We start from the raw sequence: 25,443 nt of genomic DNA on the forward strand, positions 1-25,443 counted from the left end.
TCACTGCTAGTAACAGGACGGCGAGATAAAAGAGGTACAGCATGCAGGGCAACACGATTATAATAAACGAATCGAACGATTCAATCGAAAGGGCCAACCTTATGCATAGGCTTACCGCTAACGAAGCGAAAACCCAGTTTGGCGATCTACTGCTTAAAGCGCAGCGTGAGCCCGTTCAAATTAGCCGGAACGGTAAGCCCGTTGCGGTAATGATTTCTATTGAAGACTATGAACACATGGAAGCGCTAAAACGTCAGCTTTTACAGGAGAAGCTTCACCGCGCCCAACAGGATATTGCAGCCGGTAATACCGTTGATGGAGACGCTTTCTTCGCTCACCTCAGGGATCTTTCTAAGTAAGGAATCATGCGTGGGTTACAGGATCACACGAGAAGCGCAACGCGATCTCAACGGCATAGTGAGCTACACCATCGCCCACTGGGGTAAGCAAAAATCGCAGGAGTACCTCACCCGCCTCCAGCATGTTTTATCGCAACTGGCAGAAATGCCAGAAATGGGGCAGAACCGCTTTAGTGAAATGGGGGAGCGTATCTACAGTTTTCCCTGCGTCAGCCATATGATCTATTACCTCCATTCCGACGCGGATATTGTTGTACTGGCAGTTCTGCATCAGAGCCAGACGCCTGCTCATCATCTGACAACACGGCGATAGAGCCGGGCCAGTTTTTCGGGCCGGTCTCAGCCGTTAAATTCACTAAACCCAAAAAGCATGGCGCAAACAGCAAAACATCTCCCCGTCTGGCAAACTAAGATAAATACGGTCCGGACATTCATTCATGAATATCCTTCATCACCTCTTGTGGTTTTTAACGGCTTATCCCCTCGCCTGAAGGCCCTTATCCTTAACGTCTCAGGTATTCGCGTCCCTTGAAAGCAGGAGTTACTATGACGGTTACTATCCTCGGCTACGCCGCGCAGTCAGCAAAAGCGCCGCTGGCCCCTTTTCATTTTGAACGTCGCGATCGTCGTGAAGATGACGTGGTTATTGATATTCTCTACTGCGGCGTTTGCCATTCCGATCTCCACCAGGCGCGTGACGACTGGGGTTTCAGCCAATACCCGGTCGTTCCGGGTCATGAGATTGTCGGGCGTGTGGCCTCGGTGGGCGACAAGGTGACAAAATTCAAACCCGGCGATTTGGTCGGCGTTGGCTGTATGGTCGATTCCTGTCGCGAGTGTTCCCCCTGTCAGTCCGGGCTGGAACAATATTGCGAAGCGGGCTGCACGCAGACATATAACGGCATCGATCCCCACGACCATCGCCCTACCTACGGCGGCTATTCCCGCTCCATTACCTGCACCCAGGATTTCGTGTTACGCATCCCGGAAAGCCTTGATGTGAAAGCGGTCGCGCCGCTGCTCTGCGCCGGGATCACTACCTGGTCGCCGCTGATCCGCTGGGGCGTGACCAAAGGCAGTAAAGTGGCGGTAACAGGGCTGGGCGGGCTGGGGCATATGGCACTGAAACTGGCGCACGCGCTGGGCGCGGAGGTCACGCTGTTTACTCGCTCGCCGGGTAAAGAAGCCGACGCGCGGCGTCTGGGGGCGCATCATGTAGTGCTCTCTACCGACGCGCAGCAGATGGACGCGGTAAAAGGCCAGTTCGATTTAATCATCGACACCGTACCCTACGCGCATGATATCAATCCCTATATGCCAACACTGACCCTCGACGGCACGCTGGTGTTCGTTGGTTTGCTGGGCGATGTTGACCCGACGCTCAATACGCTACCGTTGATTATGGGACGCCGCTCCGTCTCCGGCTCCTGCATTGGCGGGATTGAAGAAACCCAGCAGATGCTGGATTTTTGCGGCGAGCACAATATTACGTCAGACATTGAAGTTATCCGCATGGATGAAATTAATGAGGCCTATGACCGGTTGTTGAAAAGTGATGTGAAATATCGCTTTGTGATCGACATGGCGACGCTGCAAGCGTAATCCGTTAAGGCAATCGCATAGCCTCAACGAACAGCGAAAACGCGGTGGTGTGCTGTCGGCGGCTGGGATAATAAAGATAATATCCCGGAAACGGCTCGCACCACTCGTCCAGCACGCCTACCAGCTCGCCGTTGGCGATCTCCCGTTCAACGCTATCCTCCGGAATGTAAACCAGCCCCATTCCGGCACGGGCGGCTTCGATGCGGTGGCGCAGCGCGTTGATCGTCAACTGACCTTCCACCCTCGCCTTCAGCGCTTTTCCGTCGCGTGAAAATTCCCACGGCAGCAGGCCACCCGCCGTCGGCAGCCGCATGTTGACGCAGCGATGCTGCTGAAGATCGGCAGGTGTCACGGGCGTCCCGCGCTGGCGGAGGTACGCTGGCGAACCGACGACCACCATCCGCATCGGCGGGCTGACGGGAATGGCGATCATATCCTTCGCCACCGCTTCCCCCAGCCGAATACCAGCGTCAAAGCGCTGCGTGACGATATCCATCAGCGCGTTGTCCACGGTGACCTCTACGTTAATGTCCGGCCAGCGGACCATAAAATCTCGCAGCACCGGCCACAGCACGTAATCCACCGCATGCTCGCCCGCGGTGAGACGGATATTGCCCGCCGGAATGTCACGCATGTCTTTCAGGCTGCTGAGTTCATTTTCGATATCCTGAAAATGCGGGCCGATCCGCTCAATCAGCCGTTCTCCCGCCTCCGTCGGCGAGACGCTGCGGGTGGTACGGGTCAGCAGGCGGATTCCCATTCGCTCTTCAAGGGCGCGCATGGAGTGGCTGAGGGCCGACTGGGAAAGCCCGAGTTTTGCCGCCGCGCGGGTAAAGCTCTTTTCCTGCGCTACCACCAGGAAGGCGATCAGATCGTTAAAATTTTCTTTCAGCATATTGGTTACGCAGGGCAATCGTGGGATGGGATGAGTATAACGCGCGCAGTGATGAATTAAATTCATAGGTCCATTCCCGGCCAGGCGGGTAATGCTTTGCCGCCGGAGTGCGTAAGCTTAAAGCACGAGTTTAATGCAGGAGAAACACATGAAAATTATTCGTAGCGGATCTATCGCCTCAGCACCGGGGCCAGAGGCATATTTTAGCGGACGCGTGCGTATTGATGCGCCGTTTAGCGCCGATGCGCCCGCTCGCGTTGGTGGCGCGACGGTGACCTTTGAGCCAGGCGCGCGCACCGCGTGGCATACCCATCCGCTGGGCCAGACGCTGATTGTGACGCAGGGCAAAGGCTGGATCCAGTGTGAGGGCGAGGCGATTCAGGAGATGCATCAGGGCGATATCGTCTGGATACCAGAAGGGGTGAAACACTGGCACGGCGCGACGCCGGAGAATGCGATGACGCATATCGCCATTGCCGAAGCGATAGACGGTAGCCCGGTCACGTGGATGGAGAAAGTCACCGACGAGCAGTATCGGCGGTAAGTGTGGCCGGTGGAAAGCGTGCGGCATCGGCGTGCTGGCCTGCCGGGCGGCGCTGCGCTTGCGCGGCCTACGGGTACTTAGCCGCCGTGGTACGACTGCGCTCACGCGGCCTGTGGACCGTAGGCCCGGTAAGCGAAGCGCCACCGGGCAGGTTGGTACGGTACTACGCCTGACCGCGAAAGGTTTTACGCCACTCGCCAGGGCTGACGCCAAAGTAGCGTTTAAACTGCTGGCGGAAAGTCACCGCCGACTGAAAACCAACGTGTTCCGCCACCCGCTCAACGGACAGATCGCCGCTCTCCAGCAGCAACTGGCTGCGGCGTAAACGTTCTGCACCGATCCACCCGGCGACCGTCTGCCCGGTGGCTTTCATAAAATGCCGCGTCAGCGTGCGTCGGCTCATAGACGCGAGCGCCGCCAGAGCGTCAAGATCGTAAGGCTGGCTCAGGTTATCCCGAAGGTGCTCAATCAACGCATTGATGCGTACATCCTGGGTCGTTTGCGGTACAGAGTGCTCGATAAACTGCGCCTGCCCGCCGTCGCGGTGCGGCGGCACTATCATCCGCCGGGCGATTTGATTCGCCGTCGCGCTGCCGAAACGCTGGCGAATAATATACAGGCAGCAATCCAGCGCCGCCGCCGTGCCCGCAGAGGTGATCAGCCGGTCATCATCGCGATAAAGCGCGTTGATATCTAATTGCGCCTGCGGAAAAAGCCGCTGAAAATCCTGCTCATACTCCCAGTGGGTCGCCGCATGCCGACCGTCCAGCAGCCCGGCATAGCCAAGAACAAAGGCACCGAGGCACAGTCCCACCACCTGCGCGCCGTTACGGCGCGCCGCCGCCAGGCTATCCAGAAGCGCCTGCGGCGGACGCTCGTTGACGCTATGCCAGAACGGTACGATCACAATGTCGGCCTGGGCAATGGCGTCAAAGCCGTGCGTTGCCGCCACTGAGAACCCCGAAGCCGAGTTCACCGTGCCCGGCGTTTGCGCACATATCTTCAGGTTGAACAGTTTGCGGGTGGCAATGCTATCGCCAAAAAGAATGCACGGTACGGAAAGGTGAAACGGGCTGAAATTCGGCGTAACGACAAGGGCGACAGTCAGTGCAGACATCATCAAACTCCGGCATTAGCAGGTTACGGTTTCACCATCCTGAGGGATGCTTACTGCGTCGCCAAACTGATTAATATCAACATACTCGCGCAACTGCGCACGGGTCAGCAGACAGTGGTTTACGGCCTCCATATGGCTCGCAATAATACGCGCCTGCGGCACTATCCGATGCGTTCTGAGCAGATCTTCGCTTCCCATGATAATCGCCCCCACGCCAATAATATGCGCCCATCCGGCGTTCAGCACGACAACATCCGGCTGATATTGACGCAACGCGGCTTCCACCGGCGGAACCCAGATCGTGTCGCCAGCCAGGTAAAGCGTCTTTTCCTGCGGATGCATAAAGACCAGACCGCAGGCATCGCCAAGACGCGCGGCGAGTTCCGCATTCGCATAAGCTTCATCGGGACCATGCTGCCCGTCGGTTTTGATCAGGGTGATATCGCCGAAGCGCGTCGTCTCGCCGAGCACCTTGAGCTGGCTAAATCCCTGTTCCCGCAGCAGATCCCGATCGCTTTCATTTTGCACAAAAATCAGCATTGATTTAGGGATCAGCGTGGCGGCAGCGTCATCCCAGTGATCGAGATGAGTATGGGTGACAATTATCGCATCCACATCCAGCAGCGTCGCCAGCGGAACGGGCAATGCGGTACGCGGGTTGCGCAGTTCGGCCCGCACCGAACCGGCAAAACCGGGATACGTCTCCTTTTCGGCCAGCATCGGGTCGATGAGAAAACGTTTACCGCCGTAAGCGATCAGTTGAGTGGCATTACGTATTTGTGTGAGGTTCATCTTTGCTCCAGTTTCAGGCATCTACAGGAGAAAGAATAAGCCCTCCGTCTGCGGCGTACCGCAGGCGGATGGGCATATAACGATGGAATCGGGTCAATGTGCCTTGTGCGACTCGTTTCTGGAGGATGAGAAACGCAGGATCAGCATCCCGACCAGCGCCGCCACGATGGAGCCTGCCAGCACGCCGATTTTGACCTCATCCACCAGCAGCGGTGTGCGGGCAAATGCCAGGTTGCCGATGAACAAGCTCATAGTAAAACCGATGCCGCACAGCACCGACACGCCGTAGATCTGCGACCAGGAACTGCCGTGCGGTCGCGGAGCCAGACCGGTCTTGATGGTCAACAGCGCCATGCCAAATACGCCAACCTGCTTGCCAATAAACAGCCCCAGCGCCACGCCAACTGGCACCGGCGAAAGCAGATCGTCCATCGTCAGTCCGCCCAGCGACACGCCCGCGTTGGCGAAACCAAACAGCGGCAGGATCAGGAATGTCACCCACGGTGAAAGCGCATGTTCAAGTTTGTCCAGCGGCGCGTCCTCTTGTTCGTCTTTGCCCCGCAGCGGAATAAACAACGCCAGCAGGATGCCCGCAATGGTGGCATGCACGCCGGACTGCAACATAAAGAACCACAGGACGACGCCCGCCAGCAGATACGGCGTAAGCCGTTTTACGCCCATCCGGTTCATCAGCATCAGCAGCACGACGATCCCGGCGGCGGCGGCCAGCATCATGGCGGAAAGCCCGCCAGTGTAGAACAAGGCGATGATAATTACCGCGCCCATATCATCAAGGATCGCCAGCGCGGAGAGGAAAATTTTCAGCGAGATAGGTACGCGGCTGCCGAGCAGCGCCAGCACGCCCAGCGCAAAGGCGATATCCGTGGCGGAGGGGATCGCCCAGCCAGCGACGGTCTCGCCATTGCTGATGTTAAAGCCTAAGTAAATCAGCGCCGGAACCGCCATCCCGCCGAGCGCAGCCAGGCCGGGAAGCGCGCGTTGCCCCCAGGTCGCCAGTTGGCCAATAAGCAGTTCACGTTTGATCTCCAGTCCCACCAGCAGAAAGAAGATAGCCATCAGCGCATCGTTGACCCATAGCTCAACGCTCAGGCCGGCGAAGGAGTAATGGAGCAGCCCGCGATACATCTCCGCCAGCGGAGAGTTGGCGACCACAATAGCCGCCGCCGAGGCAATGATAAGGATGATCCCTCCGGCAGAAGCCGATTTAAACAGCGCGACCAGTGCTCTGGCCTGGCGTCGTGCGGTACGGGTAATTACGTCTGGCACAAAGCCTCCTTGTTATAAATAATGCGGGGGTGAAATTTACCACAATCAGCCCGCCATGGGCCTTTCCTGGCAGTAAAAACCGGTAAAGATGAGCGTTAAACGTCAGGCCGATTCAGCACGCAGACGTTCATCCAGCCAGGGCAGCATCTGCTTTTTGCGGCTTAACATTCCCGGCACATGGCAAGGCTCAGCGTCGGCAAGGGCCGACCCGGAAAAATAGAGCATCGATCCGTTTTCACTGATTTCAGTCAGCATCAGCACGCCCAGCCCCGCGCCAGTGCGGGCTACCAGCGCGTCCATCGCCGCCAGCAGTTCAGGGAGCACAGCATCAACCTGCGCCCGTGAATACAACTCAAGCTGGGCAATATGGACAACCTGGCCGCCGAGAGTAAACGCTTTGATATCTTTGTTCAGCAATGCCTCCGCGCTGAGCCCTGTAATATCCGTTTTGGCGGCCAGCAGAGCGTGGGTAAATTCAGCCAGGTCGATTCCTGCAATGGCGACGAGCGCATCTACCGCCCGGCGGTCATCGTCGGTAGTGGTTGGCGAGCGCAACGCCACGGTATCGCTCAGGATCGCGCCGAGCATCAGCACGGCGTGGCCCACTGAAAGCATTTCAGGTTTCATTAACTGCCACAACACCGTGGCACTGCTGCCGACGGGCTTGATCCAGACTTCCGGCGGCAAGCGGGTCATCAGACCGCCAAGGCGATGATGATCGATAATCCCGACGATATTGCTTTCCAGCAGCGATTGCGGCCCCTGCGCCGGCTCGGTGAAATCCACCAGCCAGACGTCACAATCATTCAGCGCCATATCAAGCAGCGCAGGCGGCGTCAGGTTCGCACGCTGAAAAATGAACTGCGTCTCTTTATTCAGTTCGCCGATACGCCACGCGCGAGCGTCCCGCCCGTTGTGCGTCAACCAGTGTGCAGCGACAACGGCGGTACACACCGCGTCGCTGTCAGGATGAAGATGGCCAAAAACCTGTATCATTAACGTCTCCGGATAGGCTGTTTCCAGCCCCGGATTATATCACGCAGAACCGCTCCAGGCCGTTATTACCAGCCCGGCACCGCCCCGCCGTTAAAGATTTTTTCTGCGGCATTCGCCACTTCTGGCGATTGATAAGCATGGATAAAGTCGCGAACGTTTTCCGCGTCTTTATTATCTTCCCGGGTGACGATGATGTTCACGTAAGGCGAGTTTTTGTCCTCGATAAACACGCTGTCGTGCACCGGCGAAAGCCCGGTTTGCTGAAGGTAAGTCGTGCTGATGATGGCAACATCCACTTTCGGATCGTCAAGCACGCGGGGTAGCTGCGCGCCTTCCAGCTCCATAATGTTCAGGCCCAGCGGGTTAGCGGTAATATCCAACGCCGTCGGCAACAGGCCGGTATCTGGCTTGAGGGTAATCAGCTTCTCTTTTTGCAATAACAGCAGTGCGCGGCCCAGATTGGTGGGATCGTTAGGAATAGCGACGGTCGCGCCCTTTTTCAGTTCCGAAACGGTTTTGATTTTTTTCGAGTAGCCCGCCATCGGGAAGACGAAGGTGTTTCCTACTGCGACTAATTTGTAATTGTGCGCTTTGTTATCTTCCGCAAGGAAAGGACGATGCTGAAAGACGTTAGCATCCAGCTCGCCGTTCGCCGTCGGGTCGTTGGGCAGCAGCGAGCCGCTAAAGCCAACCAGCTCGACCTCGAGGCCATATTTGTCCTTCGCCACTTTTTTAGCAACCTCTGCCACATCCTGCTCCGCGCCATTAATAACGCCCACTTTGATGTGTTTATTGTCGTTTTTATTGCCGTCGCAGCCCGCCAGAACCAGGCCCGCCAGCAGCACCGCCGCCACGGTGCGCAGATGAGGTATCGCTATTTTCATTGTCCTGCCCCTTTTAAAAAATCAGATCTATATTTTCTTTTTTATCCGTTGCAATTTTTCGGCTCTGACATGTTGGTCGAATTACCCAGAGCTTTTACCAGATAGTGCCGCTGCATCCCCTTCTGCGGAAAATCCTCCAGCGTCATCTGTAGCCGAAAGCCCTTTTTCTGGTAAAACGGCAGCGCCTGGAAACTGACGGTGTCCACCAGCGCGTGCAGGCAGCCCATCTCCTGCGCCTGTTGTTCTGCCGCAGCCATAAGCCTGGTTCCCAAACCGGAACCGCGCATGGAATCGCTTACCCACAGATAGTGAATACACAGCCACTCTCCCTTCTGATCCGCGATCAATCCGCCGGTCATCTTTCCGCTCTCATCGCGGGCATAAACGCCCAACTTTCCCCAGCCGCTGACGTCAATAAACTGACTGTTATACGCCCGCAGCCCGGTAAGAAGTTCTTCCTGATCCTCAGGGGTAACAGTTTGCGTGACAGTGATTTCCATAAATCCCTCATAAATTCAGGTGAGTTTTCATGCTGAAGGCTTATGTTATGATGCGGCGCGTTAAAAAATAAACAGGCTTGAGGGAAAAATGGGATCGACCAAAAAAGGGATTATGTACGTCCTGTTCGCCGCCGTGCTGTGGGGCAGTTCCGGCGTGTGCGCGCAGTTTATTATGCAGGAGAGCCAGATCTCCGCGCCGTTCCTGACCATGATCCGACTGCTGTTCTCCGGTTTTATCCTGCTGACACTGTCGTTCATCCACGGCGATAAAATTTTCTCCATCATGAAAACGCCAAAGGATGCCATCAGCCTGCTGCTGTTTACCCTGGTCGGCGCATTAACCGTGCAGTTGACGTTCCTGGTGACGATTGAGAAATCGAACGCGGCGACGGCGACTGTCCTGCAATTTTTATCGCCGTCGATTATCGTCGCCTGGTTTGCTGCCGTGCGCAAAAAACGTCCCGGCGCGCTGGTGTTTCTGGCGATCTTTACCTCGCTGGCGGGCACTTTCCTGCTGGTTACGCATGGCGACCCGACCTCGCTGTCGATTTCTCCTGCGGCGCTAATCTGGGGGATTGTTTCGGCGTTTTCCGCCGCTTTTTATACGACGTATCCCTCTGCACTGATTGCCCGCTTCGGCACGCTAACGGTCGTCGGCTGGAGTATGCTGCTGGGCGGCGCGATGCTGCTGCCGTTCTACGCCGGAAATGAAACCGATTTTGTGGTGAACGGTGGCCTGCTGCTGGCGTTTTTCTATCTGGTGGTGATCGGCACGGCGCTGACCTTCAGCATGTATCTGAAGGGCGCGCAGATGATCGGCGGACCGAAAGCCAGCATTCTCAGCTGCGCGGAACCGCTGAGCAGCGCGTTACTCTCGCTGCTGTTACTGGGCATTACCTTTACGCTGCCGGACTGGCTTGGTACGCTGCTGATCCTCTCCTCGGTGGTGCTGATTGCGATGGATTCGCGGCGCAGGGTACGAGCCGAAAAATAGCGCCGCTTATTTTATGCGCACCTTCGCCGCCACCAGAAGCGCCGTCAGCAGCATCAGGCTGCCGGAGAGTACCAGCGGCGACAGCAGGCCGAGGTTATCAAGCGCGTAACCACCAATTGCCGCGCCGCAGGTATTGGCAAGCTGGATCACCGCCACCTGGATCGATCCGGCTTTTTCTGCCTGATCGGACAACGTGCGGGTGATCCACGTCGACCAGCCGACCGGGATCAGCGCAAAGGCCAGCCCCCAGACGACCGCCACCGTCGAGGCGACCGCTTTATCCGTTCCCCACAGTATTAATACCAGCGCACTAAGCGCGAGCACCAGCGGCGCGCAGGCGAGCGCGACCTTTACCGAGCGTTTAAGGATGGCGGCGGAGAAGGAGGTGCCGATAAAGCTGGCGATACCAAAACTCAGCAGCACCAGCGTCAGGCCATCGACGTCGAACCCCGCCAGGGTGGTGAAAATCGGGCGAATATAGGTAAAGAAGGCGAACTGTCCGGCAAAGGACATAAAGATGGCAATCATTCCCGCCAGCACGCCGGGGCGCTTCAGCAGGCCAAACATATTCTGATGATGTTCGCTCTCGCCGGGCAATGACGGCAGCGTCTTCCACACCCAAAAAATGCAGATTACGCCCATGACAGCCGCGGCGTTAAACACGTTGCGCCAGCCGATCACGCCGCCGAGAAAACTGCCCAGCGGCGCGGCAATCACCAGCGCAATAGAGACCGCGCCAAAAATGATCGACAGCGCTTTCGGCACCGTGCGCGACGGTACCAGCCGCATGGTTAACGAGGCGGACATAGCCCAGAAACCGCCCAGCGCCAGCCCAAGGCAGGCTCGGCCAAGCAACAGCAGCGTAAAGTTATTGGCAAACGAGACCAGCAGGCACGACAGCGTCAGTAGCACAGCAAAGAGGAGCACTACGTAGCGACGGTCGGCGGCGCGGATCGTCTGGGTAATAAACAGGCTGGCAAACATCGCCACAAACGCAGTCACGGTCACGGACTGACCCGCCAGACCCTCTGAAATCCCCAGATCTTCAGCCATCGGCGTCAGCAGACTCACCGGTAAAAACTCAACGGTAATCAGACAGGCGACGCAAAACGCCACGGCAAATACCGCTGCCCAGTTGGGGCGCTTTACTTCATCTTGCGGGGTTTTAAGGGTGTGTTCACTCATTATGCTTACCTGGCGTGATTTTTAACGTACAGCCGCCCAGTGTAACATTCTGAATGTGATCTACTTAACGTTTCGGCAACTATTGCCGGATTTAATGCAGCCAGTACACTCCCTCCTCCGGCATAAAGAGCGCGTTATACCGCGCCTGAAACGCATTCAGTTCATACATTTCCAGCTCCAGTTCGCGCAGAAAACCCTGCGCCAGACGGATCTGCGCGTCGGTGACTGGTGCCGCCAGCCGCGCTTTTTGCAGCAGGCGATGCCAGCGCAGCATATTTTGCTCGCTGCTATCGACCACCGATACCTGCCAGATCAGCAGCACCTGGGCGGCGTTAAGCAGATGCGACTCATCCGGGCGCTCAAGGTACTGTAAGAACTCATGGCCGGGTGTCTTACCCATCTGGTCGATCATCGACTCTACCGGCTCCGGCGTCAGCCCCAGCCGTTCGCTCAGGCGGCGGATCGCCCGCCGGGAACCGGAGGTTAATACCCGAAAACCTATAACAAAAACAACGACCACCGTTGCCAGCATTATCCAAATCATGCGTATCTCGCTTTATGTCCTTTCTATTCAACGCAGCCGGGCAATAGCCTCTCATGATATGGCTGTCGAATAAAAGCGTTTGTTCCATTAACAGTACATATCGTCCCTCTACGCCCTGGTTATAGAACACGCAGCTCCTCACCAGTACCGCCGCCAAATCTGACGCCCGTCACAATTGTTCACTTATTCCGCATAAAGCCATTGACGAAAGATTTGGTAATTTGCTGTACTCAATTCAACATACAGAATAATAGTTCCATATACAGAACAAAAGGCGAAGCAATGTTAACGATGTTTAAAGGTATCTTTCCCCCCGTCCCGACTATCGTGGATGAATCAGGCAACCTTGATAAACCCGGCATGGCGAGGATGATCGACCATGTGATCGGCAACGGCGCTGACGGCATGCTGATCCTCGGCAGCGGCGGCGAGTTTTGTCATCTTTCCACCGCGCAGCGCAAAGAGATTGCCGCGTTTTGTCTGCAACATGTCGCAGGCAGAGTGCCGGTGCTGATTGGCATCGCCTCTCCCGGAACGGCTGAGACCATCGAACTGGGACGGCACGCTCAGCAGGCCGGGGCCAACGGCGTACTGGTTGTTAACCCTTACTATGCGAAGTTGAGCGATGAGGCGCGCTTTACCCACTACCAGCGCGTTGCTGAAGCGCTGGAGACGCCCGTCTTTTTGTATAATTTCCCTGATCTGACGGGACAGGATATCGGCCTGGATATTATTATCCGGCTGGCCCGCGAAGTGCCGAATATTGTGGGTATTAAAGATACGATTGATAATATCAGCCACACCCGGGAAATCATTAACCGTGTTCACACCTTCCGGCCCGATTTTATTATTTTCAGCGGCTATGATGAATATCTGCTGGATACCTTACTGTTAGGCGGTCATGGCGGTATTCCGGCGACCTTTAATTTCGCGCCGCAGATCACCCGTGGAATTTATGACGCGTTTATCAATAACGATTTAAACCGCGCCCGCGCGTTTCAGCAGCAGCTGGCAAAACTTTCTCCTCTGTACGCGCTGGAACAGCCCTTTTTTGGCGTGATTAAAACCGCCATTAAACTGAGCGGTGTGGATATCTCTACCGCCGTCGTCCCTCCGGCGTTACCGCTTAATAACGAAAAAACAGAGCAGGTCAGAAATATTCTGGCCCATATCAATCTGTAAATCAGCAAGAGAGCAATGATAATGAACATCAACCCTGTACTCAAACTTAACCCGAAAGATGATGTCGTTATTGCAAGACAGCACGTTCCCCAGGACACCTGGCTTGCGGAAGAACAAATTAAGGTCCTCAGCGATATTCCCGCCGGGCATAAAATTGCCATTCGGGCGATAGCGGCAGGCGAGGCGGTAAAACGTTATGGCCAGATAATCGGTTTCGCCACCCAGCCGATACAGGCGGGTGAGCATATTCATATGCATAACCTGGGGATGGGCGATTTTGAACGCGACTACGCATGGGGAGTGGACAGTCATCCGGTCACCATTACCGACACGCCTGACACCTTTAACGGCATTCGCCGCGCCGATGGCCGCGCCGCTACCCGCAACTACATCGGCATTTTAAGCTCCGTTAACTGTAGCGCCACGGTGGTGCGGGCAATCGAGGACCATTTTCGTCTGCACGGGCTGGCTGACTATCCGAACGTCGACGGTGTGGTGTCTCTGCCGCAAAGTTTTGGCTGCGCAATCGGCGCAAAGAGCGAGTCGATGGAGGTCATGCGGCGCACCATGGCCGGGTACGCCACCCATGCTAATTTCGCGGGCGTGATTATCATCGGTCTCGGCTGTGAATCCAGCCAGATCAAAGACATGATGAACGCGCACGGTCTGGCGGATGGTCCGATGATGCACAGCTTCACGATTCAGGAGATTGGCGGAACGCGCAAGGCCATCCAGAAAGGGATCGAGCTGGTCAATACCATGCTGCCGCTGGCGAACCAGGTGGTGCGCGAACCGATCCCCGCTTCGGAGATTATTCTGGCGCTGGAGTGCGGCGGCTCCGACAGCTACTCCGGTATTTCCGCTAACCCGGCGCTGGGCTACGCGGTGGACAAGCTGGTACAGCAAGGCGGCACGGCCATCCTTTCTGAAACCTCAGAAATCTACGGCGCAGAACACCTGCTTACCCGCCGCGCAGTGTCACGCGAGGTCGGCGAAAAGCTAATCGCGCGTATTCACTGGTGGGAAGAGTACTGCCGTCGAACCGGCAGCGAGATGAACAATAATCCCTCCGCGGGCAATAAGGTCGGCGGGCTGACGACCATCCTTGAGAAGTCGCTGGGCGGCATTGCCAAAGCCGGGACGACTAACCTGACCGCCGTGTATGAGTATGCCGAACCCGTCACTGAAAAAGGGTTCGTGTTTATGGATACGCCCGGATATGACCCTATCGCCGTTACCGGGCAAATTGCCGGTGGTGCGAATTTACTGTGCTTCACCACCGGTCGGGGGTCCGCTTTTGGATCTAAACCGACCCCAAGTATGAAACTTGCCACCAATAACGCGCTCTGGCAGCGTCAGCAGGAGGATATGGATATCAACTGCGGAACCATTGTCGAGGGAGAAGAAACCATCGCCGAGGTCGGCGAGCGGATTTATTACATGATCCTCGAAATGGCGTCCGGCAAAAAAACAAAAAGTGAAGAATTTGGCTATGGGAGTCAGGAATTCGTCCCCTGGACGATTGGCTCCATTATGTAACGCGTCATTACGTCATTATACCTCGCACCGCCATGCTCTTATTGAGCATGGCAAGGAGTCCTTATGTCTATTGTTCATGCGCATACTGAAGAAGAAAAATTAAAAGCGACCACTGTAAGATGGCGAATATTTATCATCATGCTGATCCTGGGCGCGATAAATTATATTGACCGCACCTCGCTGTCTATCGCCATGCCCTATATTACCGATGAGTTTGGTATTACCGATACGCGCGTCGTGGGCGTTATTCACAGCGCCTTTTTCTGGGCCTATGCATTAATGCAGATTCCCAGCGGCGTGATTGCCGATAAGTTTAAAGCAAGAAATATTATCGCGCTGGCGACGATTTTATGGGGTGCCTTCCAGGCGGTTGCCGCGCTGTGTCACTCTATTTTCACCCTGTCGATTTCACGCCTCGGGCTGGGCGTGACGGAGTCGCCCATTATGCCCGCCGGGGCAAAGTTAATGGGAACATGGCTGACCCCGACGGAACGCGGGCGGGGCTCTATGCTGCTGGACGGCGGCGCGCCGCTGGGTACGGCGCTTGGCGCGGTGATCATCGCCGGGCTGATCGCTTTCTTCGACTCATGGCGGATGGCGTTTGTGGTGGCGGGCGTGGGAACGATGCTCGTCGGTTTCCTGGCCTGGTGGTATATCCGTACTTATCCCTCAGAACATCCGCGTATTAACAAAGCCGAGCTGGATCATATCGCTGCCGCCAACGGCACGGCGACCAGCAGCAAGAAATATCGTCTGGCGGATATTAAGCCCTATTTGAAGCAGCGCAATGTGCTCGCGCTGATCGGCGGATGGGTATGCTACAGCTTTGTGTTTTACGGGCTGATGACGTGGCTTCCGCTCTACTTCCAGGCCACCTACGGTTTTGATATTAAATCGATGGGTGGCGCGATGGCGCTGATTTTCCTGCTCTGCTTTGTCGGTCAGTTGACGGGCGGCTATATCATGGATAAATGGCGCAGCAAAGGCGGTAAGACCAGCCGCGTAATGCATACCATGCTGGCGATTTCCGCCACCACCGCTGGCGTGGGCATTTTCCTGTGCGCCCAGAGTTCAACGCCTGCAATTGCGATTACATTGCTGACCATCGCGCTTTTCCCGCTGCGCTGGGCCAGCGTTTACTGGTCGATTCCGGGCCTGCTCGGCGCGCAGTCCGTGGCGGGGACCATCTGCGGTACGATGAACTTTACCAGTAACCTGTTTGCCGCCATCCTGCCGATTTTCATTGGCTTCCTGGTGCAGTCCACCGGTAATTATTACGCCGCGATGATGTTCTTCGCCCTGGCGGCGGTGGGAGATCTGGTTTGTTCGCTGCTGATTAATTTTGATAAGAAAATGGTTATCGAGGAGAAGTAATGCCTCTGTTGCCGTTAATGCCGGGCAGATAACGTCGGCCACCGCGGTACGTTTGCCGGGTGGCGGCTTCGCCTTACCCCGGCCTACAAAACACGCTCCAGACCATAAGCCGTTCCACACCGTAGGCCCGGTAAGCGCAGCGCCACCGGGCAATACGATTCGCCAGCGGCCCGCGTACCGCTGGCGAATCTCTCTTCAGGCTATCCCGGTGGTGACGGTAAACGTCCGGGTCTGCTGTGGTTCAAGGTAGAGCAGCGTACCGTTGTTCTGCGCGGCGAGGAAACCTTCCGGGCGGCAGGTGGCGGGAAGCGCAAAGGCGGCAACCTGCTGATCGCCGTTATACAAAATCCAGCGGGTGACATAATTCAGCTCTGCACTGGCAAAGCGGGTAACAAACGTAGTGCCATCCGGGGCCGTCATGCTGAACTCCGGTTTGTCCGTCCAGGCACTCAGGTTATCGGCAAAGAAAACAATTTCCGGATCATAATAGTGCGGTTCGTTAAGCGTATCCAGCGACGCTTCGCCCTGCAAAATACGCTGATTGAACGCCAGCCATTGTTCCGTCGGTTTGACGTGCGCTGGCACCGATTCGCGCAGCGTCAGTGCCTCGTCCGGCACGTTCTGGCTAAACGTTGCGTCCGGTACATACGCGTAATTCATATGGCACATGTACTGTAGCGGCATCGCCACCGACGCCAGGTTGGTCACCGCCATCTTGATGTCGAACAGCGCACTGTCTTTACGCAATACCACTTCCGGCTGCGCCTGATAATGATGGCCGAATCCCATCACATATTCATAGCGACCACCGACGCGCAGGCTGTCCCCGTCAAGCTCCAGCCACGCGTCATCCATAGGCGCGCAGGCCATCTCGCCGTGCAGCGGGTGATTATCCTCCGGCGATGGGCAGCCGTTCGCCAGCAACCCGGAGTGAAAGGCGAAGCAGCCGTAGGTTTCTACCACCTCGCGAGCAGGTTTCGGCTGGCGAAACATATTGCGCATGGTCAGGTCGCGGCCATCGAATTCCGCATCCCAAATCATCTGCCCCATCCAGGGCAGAATGACCAGATGGCCGCGGGCGTTAGCGACCCGCAATCCTTCAACGCCGCTGGCGTACCGAAAAGCCGTGACGGTGAAATCCGCATTTTCCAGCAGAGTGCGCGGCTGTTCGCTGAACAGTTCGCGCCAGAGCATCAGACGTGTCATTCTCTTTCTCCTCAGGAAGCGGTGGCTTCAGTCAGGTTACGGCGGACTTTGCTCTCGCGCCAGAAGTAAACGCCAACGTAAACAAAGCACAGCATGGAGACCAGGAAGGACAGTTGCAGCGAGTGGAACATGTCTGCCACGTAGCCCTGAATCGCCGGAACCACCGCCGCGCCAACAATCGCCATCACAATCACCGCGCCCGCCATTTCAGTGTGCTCGTTATCCACCGTGTCCAGCGTTCCGGCATAAATCGTCGCCCAGCATGGTCCAAACAGCACGCTGACCAGTACCGCCACCCACACCGCGCTGAAGCTCGGTGCCAGAGAGACATAAGCGAGGAACAGCGCCCCGACAATCGAATAGAGGATCAGCACTTTCTCCGGGTTAAAGCGGGTCATCAGGATGTTGGCGATAAACTTGCCAATGAAGAAGCAGGCGAAGCTGTAGACCATAAAGGTCGAGGCATCGCGCTCGTTAATATCGCCCATCTCCAGCGCCAGTCGGATGGTGAAGGACCAGACCGCAACCTGCATGCCGACGTAGAGAAACTGGGCCAGAATGCCGCGACGGAAGCGGGCGTTGCCTGCCAGATAGCGCAGCGTATCCGCCGCAGAAGGACGCTTATGACTGGCCGTTTGCGCTACTTTACAGGTCGGGAAGCGGGTCAGCAGGAACAGCACCATCACCACGACCAGCACCATAATCATGTACTTATAGGGCTCAAGGGTGTTTTCCAGCATCAGCACTTTAAAATTGTGGATCTGCTCGGCATTCATTCCGGCCATCTGCTTTTGCAGACTGTCGCCGTCGGAGAAGACCAGATATTTACCCAGCAGAATTCCCGCTGCCGCACCAATCGGGTAAAACGTCTGGCTGATATTCAGGCGCAGCGTGGCGTGAGATTTAGGTCCAATCATCGAACTGTAGGTGTTCGCCGCGGTCTCCAGGAAGCTCAGGCCAATCGCGATAGCAAAAATCGCCGCCAGGAACATGGTGTAGGTTGCCATGTGCGAGGCGGGGAAGAACAGCATACAGCCGACAATATAGAGCGTCAGACCGGTGAGGATAGCCACTTTATAACTGGTTTTCTTAATAACCAGCGATGCCGGGATCGCAATTAAAAAATAACCGCCGTAAAACGCGCTTTGTACCAGCGCGGAGGCAAAGTTACTGAGTGAAAAAACACTTTTAAACTGCGTGATTAATATATCATTTAACGCAGCCGCGCATCCCCATAGCGGGAACAGGCAGGATAACAAAATAAACTGGAACAGAGGCGTTTTATTCAGATACCCGTCGGGCATCTGAACGATGTTTTTATCGTTCATAGTGCTACCTTTTACTGTGCAGGGTGATTATTCGTTTAATGCCAGGAATTCATTGAATTGTTCAATGCTGGGATAAGACGACTGAGTACCTTTCCCTGTGACGCTAAATGCCGCGAAGAGAGAGGCTTTTTTCATGGCGGTTTCAACGTTTCCGCTCTGGACGTAATAATGGGCAAAGCAGCCAATAAAGGCATCGCCCGCGCCGCTGGTATCAATGGCATTTACTTTATAAGAAGGAACGTGAACTTCCTGATCGCGGGTCATCCACAGCGCGCCCTTTTCGCCCATAGTGACGATAATATTATTCAGCCCTTTCTCTATCAAACTGCGGGCAGCGGCGCGAATGGCATCATGAGAATTAACCGGCATCCCGGTCAGTATTTCCAGCTCGGTTTCATTGGGCACGAAGAAATCGCATTTGCAGGCATACGACATATCCAGTTCACGCAGTGCCGGGGCCGGGTTTAATAACACTTTGATGCCGTGCTTTTTGCCGAACTCAATGGCGTGATATACCGTCTCCAGCTGAACTTCGAGCTGCAACACGATGAGCTGACATTTTTTCAGATCTTCTGCCGCGCGGTCGATATCCTCCGGGGAGAGGAATTTATTCGCCCCTTTGATGATAAGAATACTGTTGCTGGAATTCGGATTCACAAAAATAGGGGCCACACCGCTGCTGGTGCAGGGCACTTTCTCCACATAAGTGGTGTTAATGCCCCACGACTCCAGGTTACGAATGGTGTTATCGGCAAAGATATCGTCGCCGACTTTGGTCAGCATCAGCACTTTCGAATTGAGCTTGGCCGCCGCGACTGCCTGATTCGCCCCTTTACCACCGCAGCCAATCTTGAACGCTGGCGCTTCAAGGGTTTCGCCCTCTTTTGGCATCTGGTGGGTATAGGTGATCAGATCCACCATGTTTGAACCGATAACCGCGATATCCATTTTACTACCTCTCAGAAACAATCACATAACAATGATATTATCGTAACATTATCATGTTATTTTAGTATCATTTGTGACTGCGATCGCGATTATGGGATGATTTTGTTGTTTACATAACGTCCAGATAAATAGCAAAGATGGCGATAAACGAAACCGGGTAATCGCATAATTTCTTGATATAGTGGTCTTTATTGTTGTAAAAACGGGCGGATACAGGGTTTTCTTTCCGGGGCGCACACAGTATAGTAATGTGCAGTCGCCATGTTTCTGACGACATCAAAATGTTATTTAAGAAACATTACCAACCGGATGATGAGAGGGAAGATGGAGACCAAGCAAAAAGAACGTATTCGCCGCCTGATGGAATTGCTCAAGAAAACCGATCGCATCCATCTTAAGGATGCGGCGCGAATGCTTGAAGTCTCCGTCATGACCATCCGCCGTGATTTCAGCCTGGAGGATAGCGAACCGCTGCCGCTGACGCTGCTGGGCGGCTATATCGTAATGGTCAATAAACCGGCCCAGTCTGCCCCGCTGCCGCCGAAACCAGCACTCCATCATCAGGACGATATGCCGGTTGCTATCCTGGCCGCCGGGCTGGTCAGCGAAAACGATTTGGTCTTTTTTGACAATGGTCCGGAGATGCCGCTGGTCATCAGCATGATCCCTGATGACATCACGTTTACCGGCATTTGCTATTCGCACCGGGTTTTTATCGCCCTGAATGCGAAGCCCCATGCCACGGCCATTCTCTGCGGCGGCACCTATCGGGCAAAAAGCGATGCGTTCTATGACACCAATAATCCCTCCCCGCTGGATTGCCTGAATCCGCGAAAAGTGTTTATTTCCGCCAGCGGCGTACATGAACATTTTGGTGTGACCTGGTTTAATCCGGACGATCTCGCGACCAAGCGTAAAGCTATGGAGCACGGTCTGCGCAAAATTCTGCTGGCACGCCACGCGTTATTTGACGAGGTTGCGCCCGCCAGCATGGGTCCACTGTCGGCATTTGACGTCCTGATTAGCGACCGCGCGCTGCCAGTGGATTACGCCACGCATTGTCGAAACGGTTTTGTGAAGGTGATTACACCGGAATCGGAGAGTGAATGAGCGTCAGGAGAGGCTGAGAGCAGGCTCCTGAATGACGCTGGCATCGGCGTTATCCAGATCGTAAACGGTGACTTTGTCGCTATCCGAGAACAGGGCAAACGAATCGCGAATATCCGGTCGGATAAGGGAGGTCTTTAGCAACGTAAGGTGAACATTATCTAATTTCATTACGTTAAGCTGACACGTGCTGGCGAAACCATAAACGTTTACCCTCTGATACGTCGAGGACAGCTGGCAAATATAGTCTTCAGAAATCGAATTCAGCACGATTTCTTTCATGCCAAATAGCTGACTACTTTTTTCACGCGGATGTCTTAGATAAATAAAGGATTTCGCGGGTGCAGCAATGGATTTTATTTTTTTCATCAACGCCGCAAGGTTGTCATCATTCTTTTGTGACAAAATATCCTTAAACTTGGAACCGACGAAAATATTAATTTCGCCCTGCCTGCTAAGCGTCGCGTCTTCAATGTCTGAGGCTGGCGATTGATCTGCAAGAATATCAATGTAAACCAACTCACATTTTACATTCATATTCTTATTTTCATTTTTCACGATCGAATAATGCAGCTCGCTTCTTTCAGCTATCTCTTTGATATTATAAGACTTACCCAACCAGAGGCGCGTTAGCTTACGGCTAATTCCTTTGCGTAATTTTATTTGCCTGTCGAGATAGCCTACCGAGTTTATGCTTAAAATACCGTCATCAAACGTTCTGATACCGACATCTTTAGGCAACATTTTTAATATATATTGCACTGAAAGATGGCTAATATTGGCCATGTATACGTAACGAATATTTTTATGCTTAAGGAATTGCCTAATTTTAAGCATATTGATAAAGCCATAATCCATATTGGCAACTAAACCGGAATCAAAATCCCGATCAATCACCTCATATATATATGGTTTTAGCTCTACTTTAGTTTTGAGGTAGATCACATGAAAGCGCGCATTAGCATATCGTGCTTTAATTTGTGATACAATTCTAAGCTGGAGTGGAGAGCAAACGATAAAAAAATGTTCAACAATTTCCATCACTTACCCGCTCTTATCACTTCAATTTCGCTAATGATACCATTACGGCATGGTATCGTAAAGAAGCTATACTAATACCGCACTATGGTAACAATTGGCAATATTTTATTGTGTACGGAAAAGGAAACTTTTTTATTGATCAACAAAAAAGAAACCAATGATAAGAATTCCTTTGAGAAATAATTTTTGTTTTAACCCAGCAGTCACCAGAAAATAATTCAACCATAACAACTGAGCAAGGAATAGCCCTTGCCCAGTTAATTTGCCTCATTCAAAAAAGACGGAAATCTTAGTAAACATGGTCGGATCGGACTGGCTGCGGTTGATTTTTACCACATCTTCCAGTTTATCAACCTGACTTATCATCTGCTCCAGCCGCCAGTCGTCGTTGACCAGCAGCCAGATCCGGCTGAGATCGCTGTTCTGTAGCGGTAGACACAGGATACCTTCTACGTTGAACGCCCGACGGGCAAACAGGCCGCAAACATGCGTCATGACGCCAGGATGGTTGCGCACGGTGAGTTCAAGAATAACGTTATCATGAGTCGGTTGTTGCATGGCTTATTCCCCCACCATTTCAGTATTCGCCGCACCTGGCGGAACCATAGGATACACTTTTTCACCCGCATCTATACGCACATGAATGAGCGCCGGACCGGGACGGGCAATGATTTCCTGTAACGCCGTTTGCGGATCGCTCTCGGCATTGAGGTCACAGGTTTGCAGTCCGAAACCGGCCGCAATCTGCATGAAATTCACGCTGCCCGGATAAGTGGCGGCAAATACGCCCTGTTTGTAGAACAGGCTCTGTTGCTGATGCACCAGCCCCAGCGCATCGTTATTCATCAGAATGATTTTTACGTCCAGGTTATTTTCGGCGGCGGTCGCCATCTCCTGAATATTCATCATCAGACTGCCGTCACCGGAAAAGCACAGTACCTTACGGTCAGGGTTCGCCAGCGCCGCGCCAACCGCCGCTGGCAGACCAAAACCCATCGTTCCCAGACCGCCTGATGTCAGCCACTGACGCGGACGATTCAGCGGATACGCCTGCGCGGTCCACATCTGGTGCTGGCCCACATCGGTGGTCACAATCGCGCTATCGTCCACGCAAGCAGCAACGGCGTTGATCAGCCCGTAATGGCTAAGCGGATCGTCTGCCTGGGGGATCGCGCCGGGAAATTCGCGCTGTAAATCTGCCACCAGCGTGCGCCACGCTTCACGCGGCTGCCTCTCAATATGCGGGATCAGCGCGTCCAGCACCTCGCTCACATCCGCCTGAATCGCCACGTGCGGCTGTTTGATTTTCCCCAACTCGGCGCGGTCGATATCCACATGGATAATTTTCGCGTTCGGGCAGAACTCGGCGGTTTTACCAATCGCCCGGTCATCAAAACGCGCGCCGAGCACGATCAGCAGATCGGACTCCTGCAAAATAAAATTGGTGCTGCGCGCGCCGTGCATGCCTAACATACCCAGCGAAAGCGGATGCGCTTTTGGCAGCATTCCCAGCGCCAGCAGCGTCATGGTGGTTGGCAGGCTCGCCTTTTCCGCCAGCTGACGCACCTGTTCTGGCGCGTTGATCGTGCCGCCGCCCAGATAGAGCACCGGACGCGCGGCGGCGTTAATCATTGCCGCCGCCGCCAGAATACTGTGCGTTTCAAACGCTGGCGCAGGTGCGCGGCCGCCCGGCTCCGGCAGTTCGCTAAGCTCGATTTCAGCGGTCTGCACATCCTTAGGAATGTCTATCCACACCGGCCCCGGACGCCCGGACTGCGCGATGCGGAACGCGTCGCTGATCACCTGCGGCAGTTCGGCAATATTGCGCACCAGATAATTGTGTTTGGTGATGGGGATAGAGATGCCGTAGGTGTCGACTTCCTGGAAGGCGTCGGTGCCAATCATTGAGGCCGGAACCTGTCCGGTGATGCAGACCAGTGGAATGGAGTCGAGGCGCGCATCGGCAATCGCCGTCACCAGGTTGGTGGCACCCGGACCGCTACAGGCGATACAGACGCCGGGTTTGCCTTCGGTGCGGGCCATTCCCTGTGCGATAAATCCCGCGCCCTGCTCATGACGCGCCAGCACGTGACGAATGGTTTTACTTTGGCTTAATGCGTCATAGAGAGGAAGCACTGTCCCGCCGGGAATACCCGCTACCGTGGTAATGCCCTGACGCTCCAGTAAATGAACGATTAACTGCGCGCCGGTGTAGCGCGTGGTCTGCGATATTGTGCCCGAACTTGCCATGCTCCAGTCCTTTTCTTCTGGGCCGACTTTCCGGGTAGGTTCTTAAACGAAAAACCCCGCCCGGTTTGCGCCGGCGGGGTTTTGGAATCGTGTGTTCCGGACCCTACGGCGCATTGCCGACGACCACCACCACACGCACGACGACAGCCGCAGCGGGTAGCGCGGTTGTTAGTAGAGTCGTGTTCAGCATGGAAGGGTTCATTAGGGACCTGATTGCTTATGGTTTACGTGGTTTCATACAAGCACAGGAATTCGCCTGAAACAACCGCTTTTTGCGCGTCGCGGCGAAATTGGGTTGTCGATCACATTTCCGTTACAAAGTCGTTAAAACAAAAAACCCCGCCGGAGCGAGGTTTTTTCAGGGTTCTGCGGGTGGTAACCGCAGAGCACACTGTGTTACGTCAACGCGAGAAGTATACGCGATCTCGCAAGAACGCGCAATTTTCCGTTGCTATTTTGACCCGTTGAGTATGGATCAGGGACCTTTTTTTGTCCATAAAATACTGTTCATAAATACAGTATTTATCTATACTGGTTATGTTCGCAGTGTGACATTCGGGGTCCGCTCTATTATGGCGCGATAGAAGTCCTGGCTGAAACGGGTGGTGCCGTCAGTGCCTTAATCCCGAGAGAGCACACTGTGTTACGCCAACAATACGGCTGGCAACAGGCGGCGGAAAGGTACGTCAGTCGGTCGTGCTCCTTTACCCAAAGGAGAAGCGTATGGGCGAAATGGATATGGTCATTCTTATCCTGAAACTCATTGTTGCCTTGTTGCAACTGCTTGATGCTGTCCTGAAATACCTGCGGTAAATCAGGTTCAAGCCGCACCAGAGAGGGGCGGGAAACCGCCCCTCTCTCACAAATTTGCGCTGGTTTCATTCGTCGTTATTATGTTACGTTTTTGTGACAACCAATCACCATTGCATACCATGACCCTCACCGTTTTCTGTGTCCTGCTTTTCGCCGCGCTGCTGCATGCGAGCTGGAATGCCATCGTTAAAGCAGGTAGCGACAAACTCTACTCCGCAATTAGCGTAAGCGGTTCTGCGGCGCTTATCGCGCTGATCATGCTGCCCTTTTCAGCTCAACCCACGCTGGCGAGCGTGCCGTATCTGATGGCTTCCTGCGCGCTACAGGTGGTGTATACGGTACTGGTGGCGAAGACCTATCAAATCTCGGACATGAGCCAGACCTACCCATTGATGCGCGGCACGGCTCCGCTGCTGGTCGCGCTGATAAGCGTGACGCTACTCGGCGAACATCTTTCCCAACTGGCGTGGACAGGCATCGGCGTTATCTGTGTTGCCATTCTCGCGATGGCCTTTAACGGCCATTTTCGCCTGCAAAAAGGGGTCTGGCTTGCCCTGCTTAATGCGTGTTTTATTGCCGGCTATACGCTGGTTGACGGCAACGGCGTGCGCGTTTCCGGTACCGCGCTCGGCTATACCCTATGGACCTTTTTTATGAACGGAGCCTGCCTGTTGAGCTGGGCGATGCTGGCCCGTCGTCATGAGGCCACGCGCTATCTGGTGCGCCACTGGAAGAAAGGTATCCCCGGCGGCATTGGCACGATGGGATCTTACGGTCTGGCGCTGTGGGCGATGACCCAGGCACCGCTGGCCGTGGTTGCCGCGCTGCGTGAAACGTCGATTCTGTTTGGTGCGCTGATCGCTGCGATTTTTTTGAAGGAGCGGGTGACGCCGCTGCGCGTGCTGGCCGCCTGCGGAATTGCGGCCGGGGCGATACTGCTGCGGCTGGCGTGAAGG

27 protein-coding genes are annotated in these 25,443 nt (G+C 54.8%); 11 read left to right on the forward strand and 16 right to left on the reverse strand.

The window, feature by feature from the left end:
* The first annotated feature begins 101 nt into the window (after positions 1-101).
* The 3 genes from INT84_RS16265 to INT84_RS16275 all read left to right on the forward strand — a co-directional run bounded on the left by INT84_RS16265 (position 102) and on the right by INT84_RS16275 (position 1,961).
* Complete coding sequence (locus tag INT84_RS16265) at positions 102-359, forward strand: type II toxin-antitoxin system Phd/YefM family antitoxin (protein ID WP_194207631.1); 258 nt, start codon at positions 102-104, stop codon at positions 357-359.
* Positions 360-369: 10 nt separating this feature from the next.
* Positions 370-672: a type II toxin-antitoxin system RelE/ParE family toxin gene (locus tag INT84_RS16270; protein ID WP_194207632.1), complete on the forward strand. Its 303-nt coding sequence runs from the start codon at positions 370-372 to the stop codon at positions 670-672.
* A gap of 233 nt (positions 673-905) precedes the next feature.
* On the forward strand, positions 906-1,961 hold the full coding sequence (locus tag INT84_RS16275; RefSeq protein ID WP_194207633.1) for an NAD(P)-dependent alcohol dehydrogenase: 1,056 nt from the start codon (positions 906-908) through the stop codon (positions 1,959-1,961).
* Positions 1,962-1,965: 4 nt separating this feature from the next.
* Here INT84_RS16275 and INT84_RS16280 read toward each other — a convergent pair whose 3' ends face one another.
* On the reverse strand, positions 1,966-2,856 hold the full coding sequence (locus INT84_RS16280; RefSeq protein ID WP_194207723.1) for a LysR family transcriptional regulator: 891 nt from the start codon (positions 2,854-2,856) through the stop codon (positions 1,966-1,968).
* A gap of 148 nt (positions 2,857-3,004) precedes the next feature.
* Here INT84_RS16280 and INT84_RS16285 point away from each other — a divergent pair, with 148 nt between their 5' ends.
* On the forward strand, positions 3,005-3,400 hold the full coding sequence (locus INT84_RS16285) for a cupin domain-containing protein (protein WP_194207634.1): 396 nt from the start codon (positions 3,005-3,007) through the stop codon (positions 3,398-3,400).
* Between the two features lie 163 nt (positions 3,401-3,563).
* Here the strand turns inward: INT84_RS16285 and INT84_RS16290 are convergent, their stop codons facing one another.
* The 6 genes from INT84_RS16290 to INT84_RS16315 all read right to left on the reverse strand — a co-directional run bounded on the left by INT84_RS16290 (position 3,564) and on the right by INT84_RS16315 (position 8,976).
* Positions 3,564-4,517 (reverse strand): GlxA family transcriptional regulator, encoded by a 954-nt coding sequence (locus tag INT84_RS16290; protein ID WP_194207724.1) that lies wholly within the window; start codon positions 4,515-4,517, stop codon positions 3,564-3,566.
* 15 nt (positions 4,518-4,532) lie between these two features.
* Positions 4,533-5,309 carry an MBL fold metallo-hydrolase gene (locus INT84_RS16295; RefSeq protein WP_194207635.1) on the reverse strand — a complete coding sequence of 259 codons (777 nt, stop codon included), beginning with the start codon at positions 5,307-5,309 and terminating at the stop codon, positions 4,533-4,535.
* Between the two features lie 93 nt (positions 5,310-5,402).
* Entirely contained in the window at positions 5,403-6,584 is a 1,182-nt protein-coding gene (gene nhaA, locus INT84_RS16300; protein WP_370529681.1) for a Na+/H+ antiporter NhaA, read from the reverse strand.
* A gap of 114 nt (positions 6,585-6,698) precedes the next feature.
* The gene (locus tag INT84_RS16305; RefSeq protein ID WP_194207637.1) at positions 6,699-7,592 is read right to left on the reverse strand and encodes a manganese-dependent inorganic pyrophosphatase; all 894 of its coding nucleotides are present in this window, start codon (positions 7,590-7,592) and stop codon (positions 6,699-6,701) included.
* A 65-nt stretch (positions 7,593-7,657) separates the two neighbouring features.
* On the reverse strand, positions 7,658-8,476 hold the full coding sequence (nlpA, locus tag INT84_RS16310; RefSeq protein WP_194207638.1) for a lipoprotein NlpA: 819 nt from the start codon (positions 8,474-8,476) through the stop codon (positions 7,658-7,660).
* Between the two features lie 41 nt (positions 8,477-8,517).
* On the reverse strand, positions 8,518-8,976 hold the full coding sequence (locus INT84_RS16315; protein WP_194207639.1) for a GNAT family N-acetyltransferase: 459 nt from the start codon (positions 8,974-8,976) through the stop codon (positions 8,518-8,520).
* Positions 8,977-9,064: 88 nt separating this feature from the next.
* Between INT84_RS16315 and INT84_RS16320 the strand changes: the two genes are divergently transcribed.
* Complete coding sequence (locus INT84_RS16320) at positions 9,065-9,970, forward strand: EamA family transporter (protein WP_194207640.1); 906 nt, start codon at positions 9,065-9,067, stop codon at positions 9,968-9,970.
* Between the two features lie 6 nt (positions 9,971-9,976).
* Here the strand turns inward: INT84_RS16320 and nepI are convergent, their stop codons facing one another.
* Together nepI and INT84_RS16330 are read right to left on the reverse strand one after the other, a co-directional pair.
* Entirely contained in the window at positions 9,977-11,155 is a 1,179-nt protein-coding gene (gene nepI / locus INT84_RS16325; RefSeq protein WP_194207641.1) for a purine ribonucleoside efflux pump NepI, read from the reverse strand.
* Between the two features lie 91 nt (positions 11,156-11,246).
* Entirely contained in the window at positions 11,247-11,699 is a 453-nt protein-coding gene (locus INT84_RS16330) for a DUF1198 domain-containing protein (RefSeq protein WP_194207642.1), read from the reverse strand.
* Positions 11,700-11,981: 282 nt separating this feature from the next.
* Here INT84_RS16330 and INT84_RS16335 point away from each other — a divergent pair, with 282 nt between their 5' ends.
* From INT84_RS16335 to INT84_RS16345, 3 genes are all read left to right on the forward strand, one after another.
* On the forward strand, positions 11,982-12,881 hold the full coding sequence (locus INT84_RS16335; protein ID WP_194207643.1) for a dihydrodipicolinate synthase family protein: 900 nt from the start codon (positions 11,982-11,984) through the stop codon (positions 12,879-12,881).
* A 21-nt stretch (positions 12,882-12,902) separates the two neighbouring features.
* The gene (locus tag INT84_RS16340) at positions 12,903-14,420 is read left to right on the forward strand and encodes a UxaA family hydrolase (RefSeq protein WP_176916999.1); all 1,518 of its coding nucleotides are present in this window, start codon (positions 12,903-12,905) and stop codon (positions 14,418-14,420) included.
* A 63-nt stretch (positions 14,421-14,483) separates the two neighbouring features.
* Positions 14,484-15,794: an MFS transporter gene (locus tag INT84_RS16345; protein WP_194207644.1), complete on the forward strand. Its 1,311-nt coding sequence runs from the start codon at positions 14,484-14,486 to the stop codon at positions 15,792-15,794.
* Between the two features lie 195 nt (positions 15,795-15,989).
* On the opposite strand, the gene INT84_RS16350 is transcribed toward INT84_RS16345, so the two are convergent.
* From INT84_RS16350 to rbsK, 3 genes are read right to left on the reverse strand one after another with little or no spacing between them, the layout of a single operon-like run.
* Positions 15,990-17,000, reverse strand: a complete 1,011-nt coding sequence (locus INT84_RS16350; protein ID WP_194207645.1) for an aldose 1-epimerase family protein — start codon at positions 16,998-17,000, stop codon at positions 15,990-15,992.
* Between the two features lie 11 nt (positions 17,001-17,011).
* Positions 17,012-18,328 (reverse strand): L-fucose:H+ symporter permease, encoded by a 1,317-nt coding sequence (gene fucP / locus INT84_RS16355; RefSeq protein WP_194207646.1) that lies wholly within the window; start codon positions 18,326-18,328, stop codon positions 17,012-17,014.
* A gap of 27 nt (positions 18,329-18,355) precedes the next feature.
* The gene (gene rbsK / locus INT84_RS16360; RefSeq protein WP_194207647.1) at positions 18,356-19,276 is read right to left on the reverse strand and encodes a ribokinase; all 921 of its coding nucleotides are present in this window, start codon (positions 19,274-19,276) and stop codon (positions 18,356-18,358) included.
* Between the two features lie 324 nt (positions 19,277-19,600).
* Here rbsK and INT84_RS16365 point away from each other — a divergent pair, with 324 nt between their 5' ends.
* Positions 19,601-20,386 (forward strand): DeoR family transcriptional regulator, encoded by a 786-nt coding sequence (locus tag INT84_RS16365; protein ID WP_194207648.1) that lies wholly within the window; start codon positions 19,601-19,603, stop codon positions 20,384-20,386.
* Between the two features lie 3 nt (positions 20,387-20,389).
* Here the strand turns inward: INT84_RS16365 and INT84_RS16370 are convergent, their stop codons facing one another.
* The 4 genes from INT84_RS16370 to ivbL form a co-directional block, all read right to left on the reverse strand.
* Positions 20,390-21,424, reverse strand: a complete 1,035-nt coding sequence (locus INT84_RS16370; RefSeq protein ID WP_194207649.1) for a glycosyltransferase family 52 — start codon at positions 21,422-21,424, stop codon at positions 20,390-20,392.
* A 267-nt stretch (positions 21,425-21,691) separates the two neighbouring features.
* Complete coding sequence (gene ilvN / locus INT84_RS16375; protein WP_176918494.1) at positions 21,692-21,982, reverse strand: acetolactate synthase small subunit; 291 nt, start codon at positions 21,980-21,982, stop codon at positions 21,692-21,694.
* A 3-nt stretch (positions 21,983-21,985) separates the two neighbouring features.
* Positions 21,986-23,674 (reverse strand): acetolactate synthase large subunit, encoded by a 1,689-nt coding sequence (gene ilvB, locus INT84_RS16380; RefSeq protein ID WP_194207650.1) that lies wholly within the window; start codon positions 23,672-23,674, stop codon positions 21,986-21,988.
* Positions 23,675-23,777: 103 nt separating this feature from the next.
* Complete coding sequence (gene ivbL / locus INT84_RS16385) at positions 23,778-23,876, reverse strand: ilvB operon leader peptide IvbL (protein WP_176918496.1); 99 nt, start codon at positions 23,874-23,876, stop codon at positions 23,778-23,780.
* A gap of 521 nt (positions 23,877-24,397) precedes the next feature.
* Between ivbL and tisB the strand changes: the two genes are divergently transcribed.
* On the forward strand, positions 24,398-24,487 hold the full coding sequence (gene tisB / locus INT84_RS16390; RefSeq protein ID WP_103676286.1) for a type I toxin-antitoxin system toxin TisB: 90 nt from the start codon (positions 24,398-24,400) through the stop codon (positions 24,485-24,487).
* Positions 24,488-24,606: 119 nt separating this feature from the next.
* Positions 24,607-25,440, forward strand: coding sequence for a DMT family transporter (locus INT84_RS16395; RefSeq protein WP_194207651.1), 834 nt, complete (start codon positions 24,607-24,609; stop codon positions 25,438-25,440).
* Positions 25,441-25,443 lie beyond the last annotated feature (3 nt).

The organism is Superficieibacter sp. 1612_C1, assembly GCF_015234305.1.
In the GTDB taxonomy this organism is placed as follows: domain Bacteria; phylum Pseudomonadota; class Gammaproteobacteria; order Enterobacterales; family Enterobacteriaceae; genus Superficieibacter.

What these genes read in the sequence shown, in the direction of transcription:
- INT84_RS16265 (WP_194207631.1), top strand. Translation starts at nt 102, where the DNA reads ATGCATAGGCTTACCGCTAACGAAGCGAAAACCCAGTTTGGCGATCTA.
- INT84_RS16275 (WP_194207633.1), top strand. Translation starts at nt 906, where the DNA reads ATGACGGTTACTATCCTCGGCTACGCCGCGCAGTCAGCAAAAGCGCCG.
- INT84_RS16280 (WP_194207723.1), bottom strand. Translation starts at nt 2,856, where the DNA reads ATGCTGAAAGAAAATTTTAACGATCTGATCGCCTTCCTGGTGGTAGCG.
- INT84_RS16285 (WP_194207634.1), top strand. Translation starts at nt 3,005, where the DNA reads ATGAAAATTATTCGTAGCGGATCTATCGCCTCAGCACCGGGGCCAGAG.
- INT84_RS16290 (WP_194207724.1), bottom strand. Translation starts at nt 4,517, where the DNA reads ATGTCTGCACTGACTGTCGCCCTTGTCGTTACGCCGAATTTCAGCCCG.
- INT84_RS16295 (WP_194207635.1), bottom strand. Translation starts at nt 5,309, where the DNA reads ATGAACCTCACACAAATACGTAATGCCACTCAACTGATCGCTTACGGC.
- INT84_RS16305 (WP_194207637.1), bottom strand. Translation starts at nt 7,592, where the DNA reads ATGATACAGGTTTTTGGCCATCTTCATCCTGACAGCGACGCGGTGTGT.
- nlpA (WP_194207638.1), bottom strand. Translation starts at nt 8,476, where the DNA reads ATGAAAATAGCGATACCTCATCTGCGCACCGTGGCGGCGGTGCTGCTG.
- INT84_RS16315 (WP_194207639.1), bottom strand. Translation starts at nt 8,976, where the DNA reads ATGGAAATCACTGTCACGCAAACTGTTACCCCTGAGGATCAGGAAGAA.
- INT84_RS16320 (WP_194207640.1), top strand. Translation starts at nt 9,065, where the DNA reads ATGGGATCGACCAAAAAAGGGATTATGTACGTCCTGTTCGCCGCCGTG.
- nepI (WP_194207641.1), bottom strand. Translation starts at nt 11,155, where the DNA reads ATGAGTGAACACACCCTTAAAACCCCGCAAGATGAAGTAAAGCGCCCC.
- INT84_RS16330 (WP_194207642.1), bottom strand. Translation starts at nt 11,699, where the DNA reads ATGATTTGGATAATGCTGGCAACGGTGGTCGTTGTTTTTGTTATAGGT.
- INT84_RS16335 (WP_194207643.1), top strand. Translation starts at nt 11,982, where the DNA reads ATGTTAACGATGTTTAAAGGTATCTTTCCCCCCGTCCCGACTATCGTG.
- INT84_RS16340 (WP_176916999.1), top strand. Translation starts at nt 12,903, where the DNA reads ATGAACATCAACCCTGTACTCAAACTTAACCCGAAAGATGATGTCGTT.
- INT84_RS16345 (WP_194207644.1), top strand. Translation starts at nt 14,484, where the DNA reads ATGTCTATTGTTCATGCGCATACTGAAGAAGAAAAATTAAAAGCGACC.
- INT84_RS16350 (WP_194207645.1), bottom strand. Translation starts at nt 17,000, where the DNA reads ATGACACGTCTGATGCTCTGGCGCGAACTGTTCAGCGAACAGCCGCGC.
- fucP (WP_194207646.1), bottom strand. Translation starts at nt 18,328, where the DNA reads ATGAACGATAAAAACATCGTTCAGATGCCCGACGGGTATCTGAATAAA.
- rbsK (WP_194207647.1), bottom strand. Translation starts at nt 19,276, where the DNA reads ATGGATATCGCGGTTATCGGTTCAAACATGGTGGATCTGATCACCTAT.
- INT84_RS16365 (WP_194207648.1), top strand. Translation starts at nt 19,601, where the DNA reads ATGGAGACCAAGCAAAAAGAACGTATTCGCCGCCTGATGGAATTGCTC.
- INT84_RS16370 (WP_194207649.1), bottom strand. Translation starts at nt 21,424, where the DNA reads ATGGAAATTGTTGAACATTTTTTTATCGTTTGCTCTCCACTCCAGCTT.
- ilvN (WP_176918494.1), bottom strand. Translation starts at nt 21,982, where the DNA reads ATGCAACAACCGACTCATGATAACGTTATTCTTGAACTCACCGTGCGC.
- ilvB (WP_194207650.1), bottom strand. Translation starts at nt 23,674, where the DNA reads ATGGCAAGTTCGGGCACAATATCGCAGACCACGCGCTACACCGGCGCG.
- ivbL (WP_176918496.1), bottom strand. Translation starts at nt 23,876, where the DNA reads ATGAACCCTTCCATGCTGAACACGACTCTACTAACAACCGCGCTACCC.
- tisB (WP_103676286.1), top strand. Translation starts at nt 24,398, where the DNA reads ATGGGCGAAATGGATATGGTCATTCTTATCCTGAAACTCATTGTTGCC.
- INT84_RS16395 (WP_194207651.1), top strand. Translation starts at nt 24,607, where the DNA reads ATGACCCTCACCGTTTTCTGTGTCCTGCTTTTCGCCGCGCTGCTGCAT.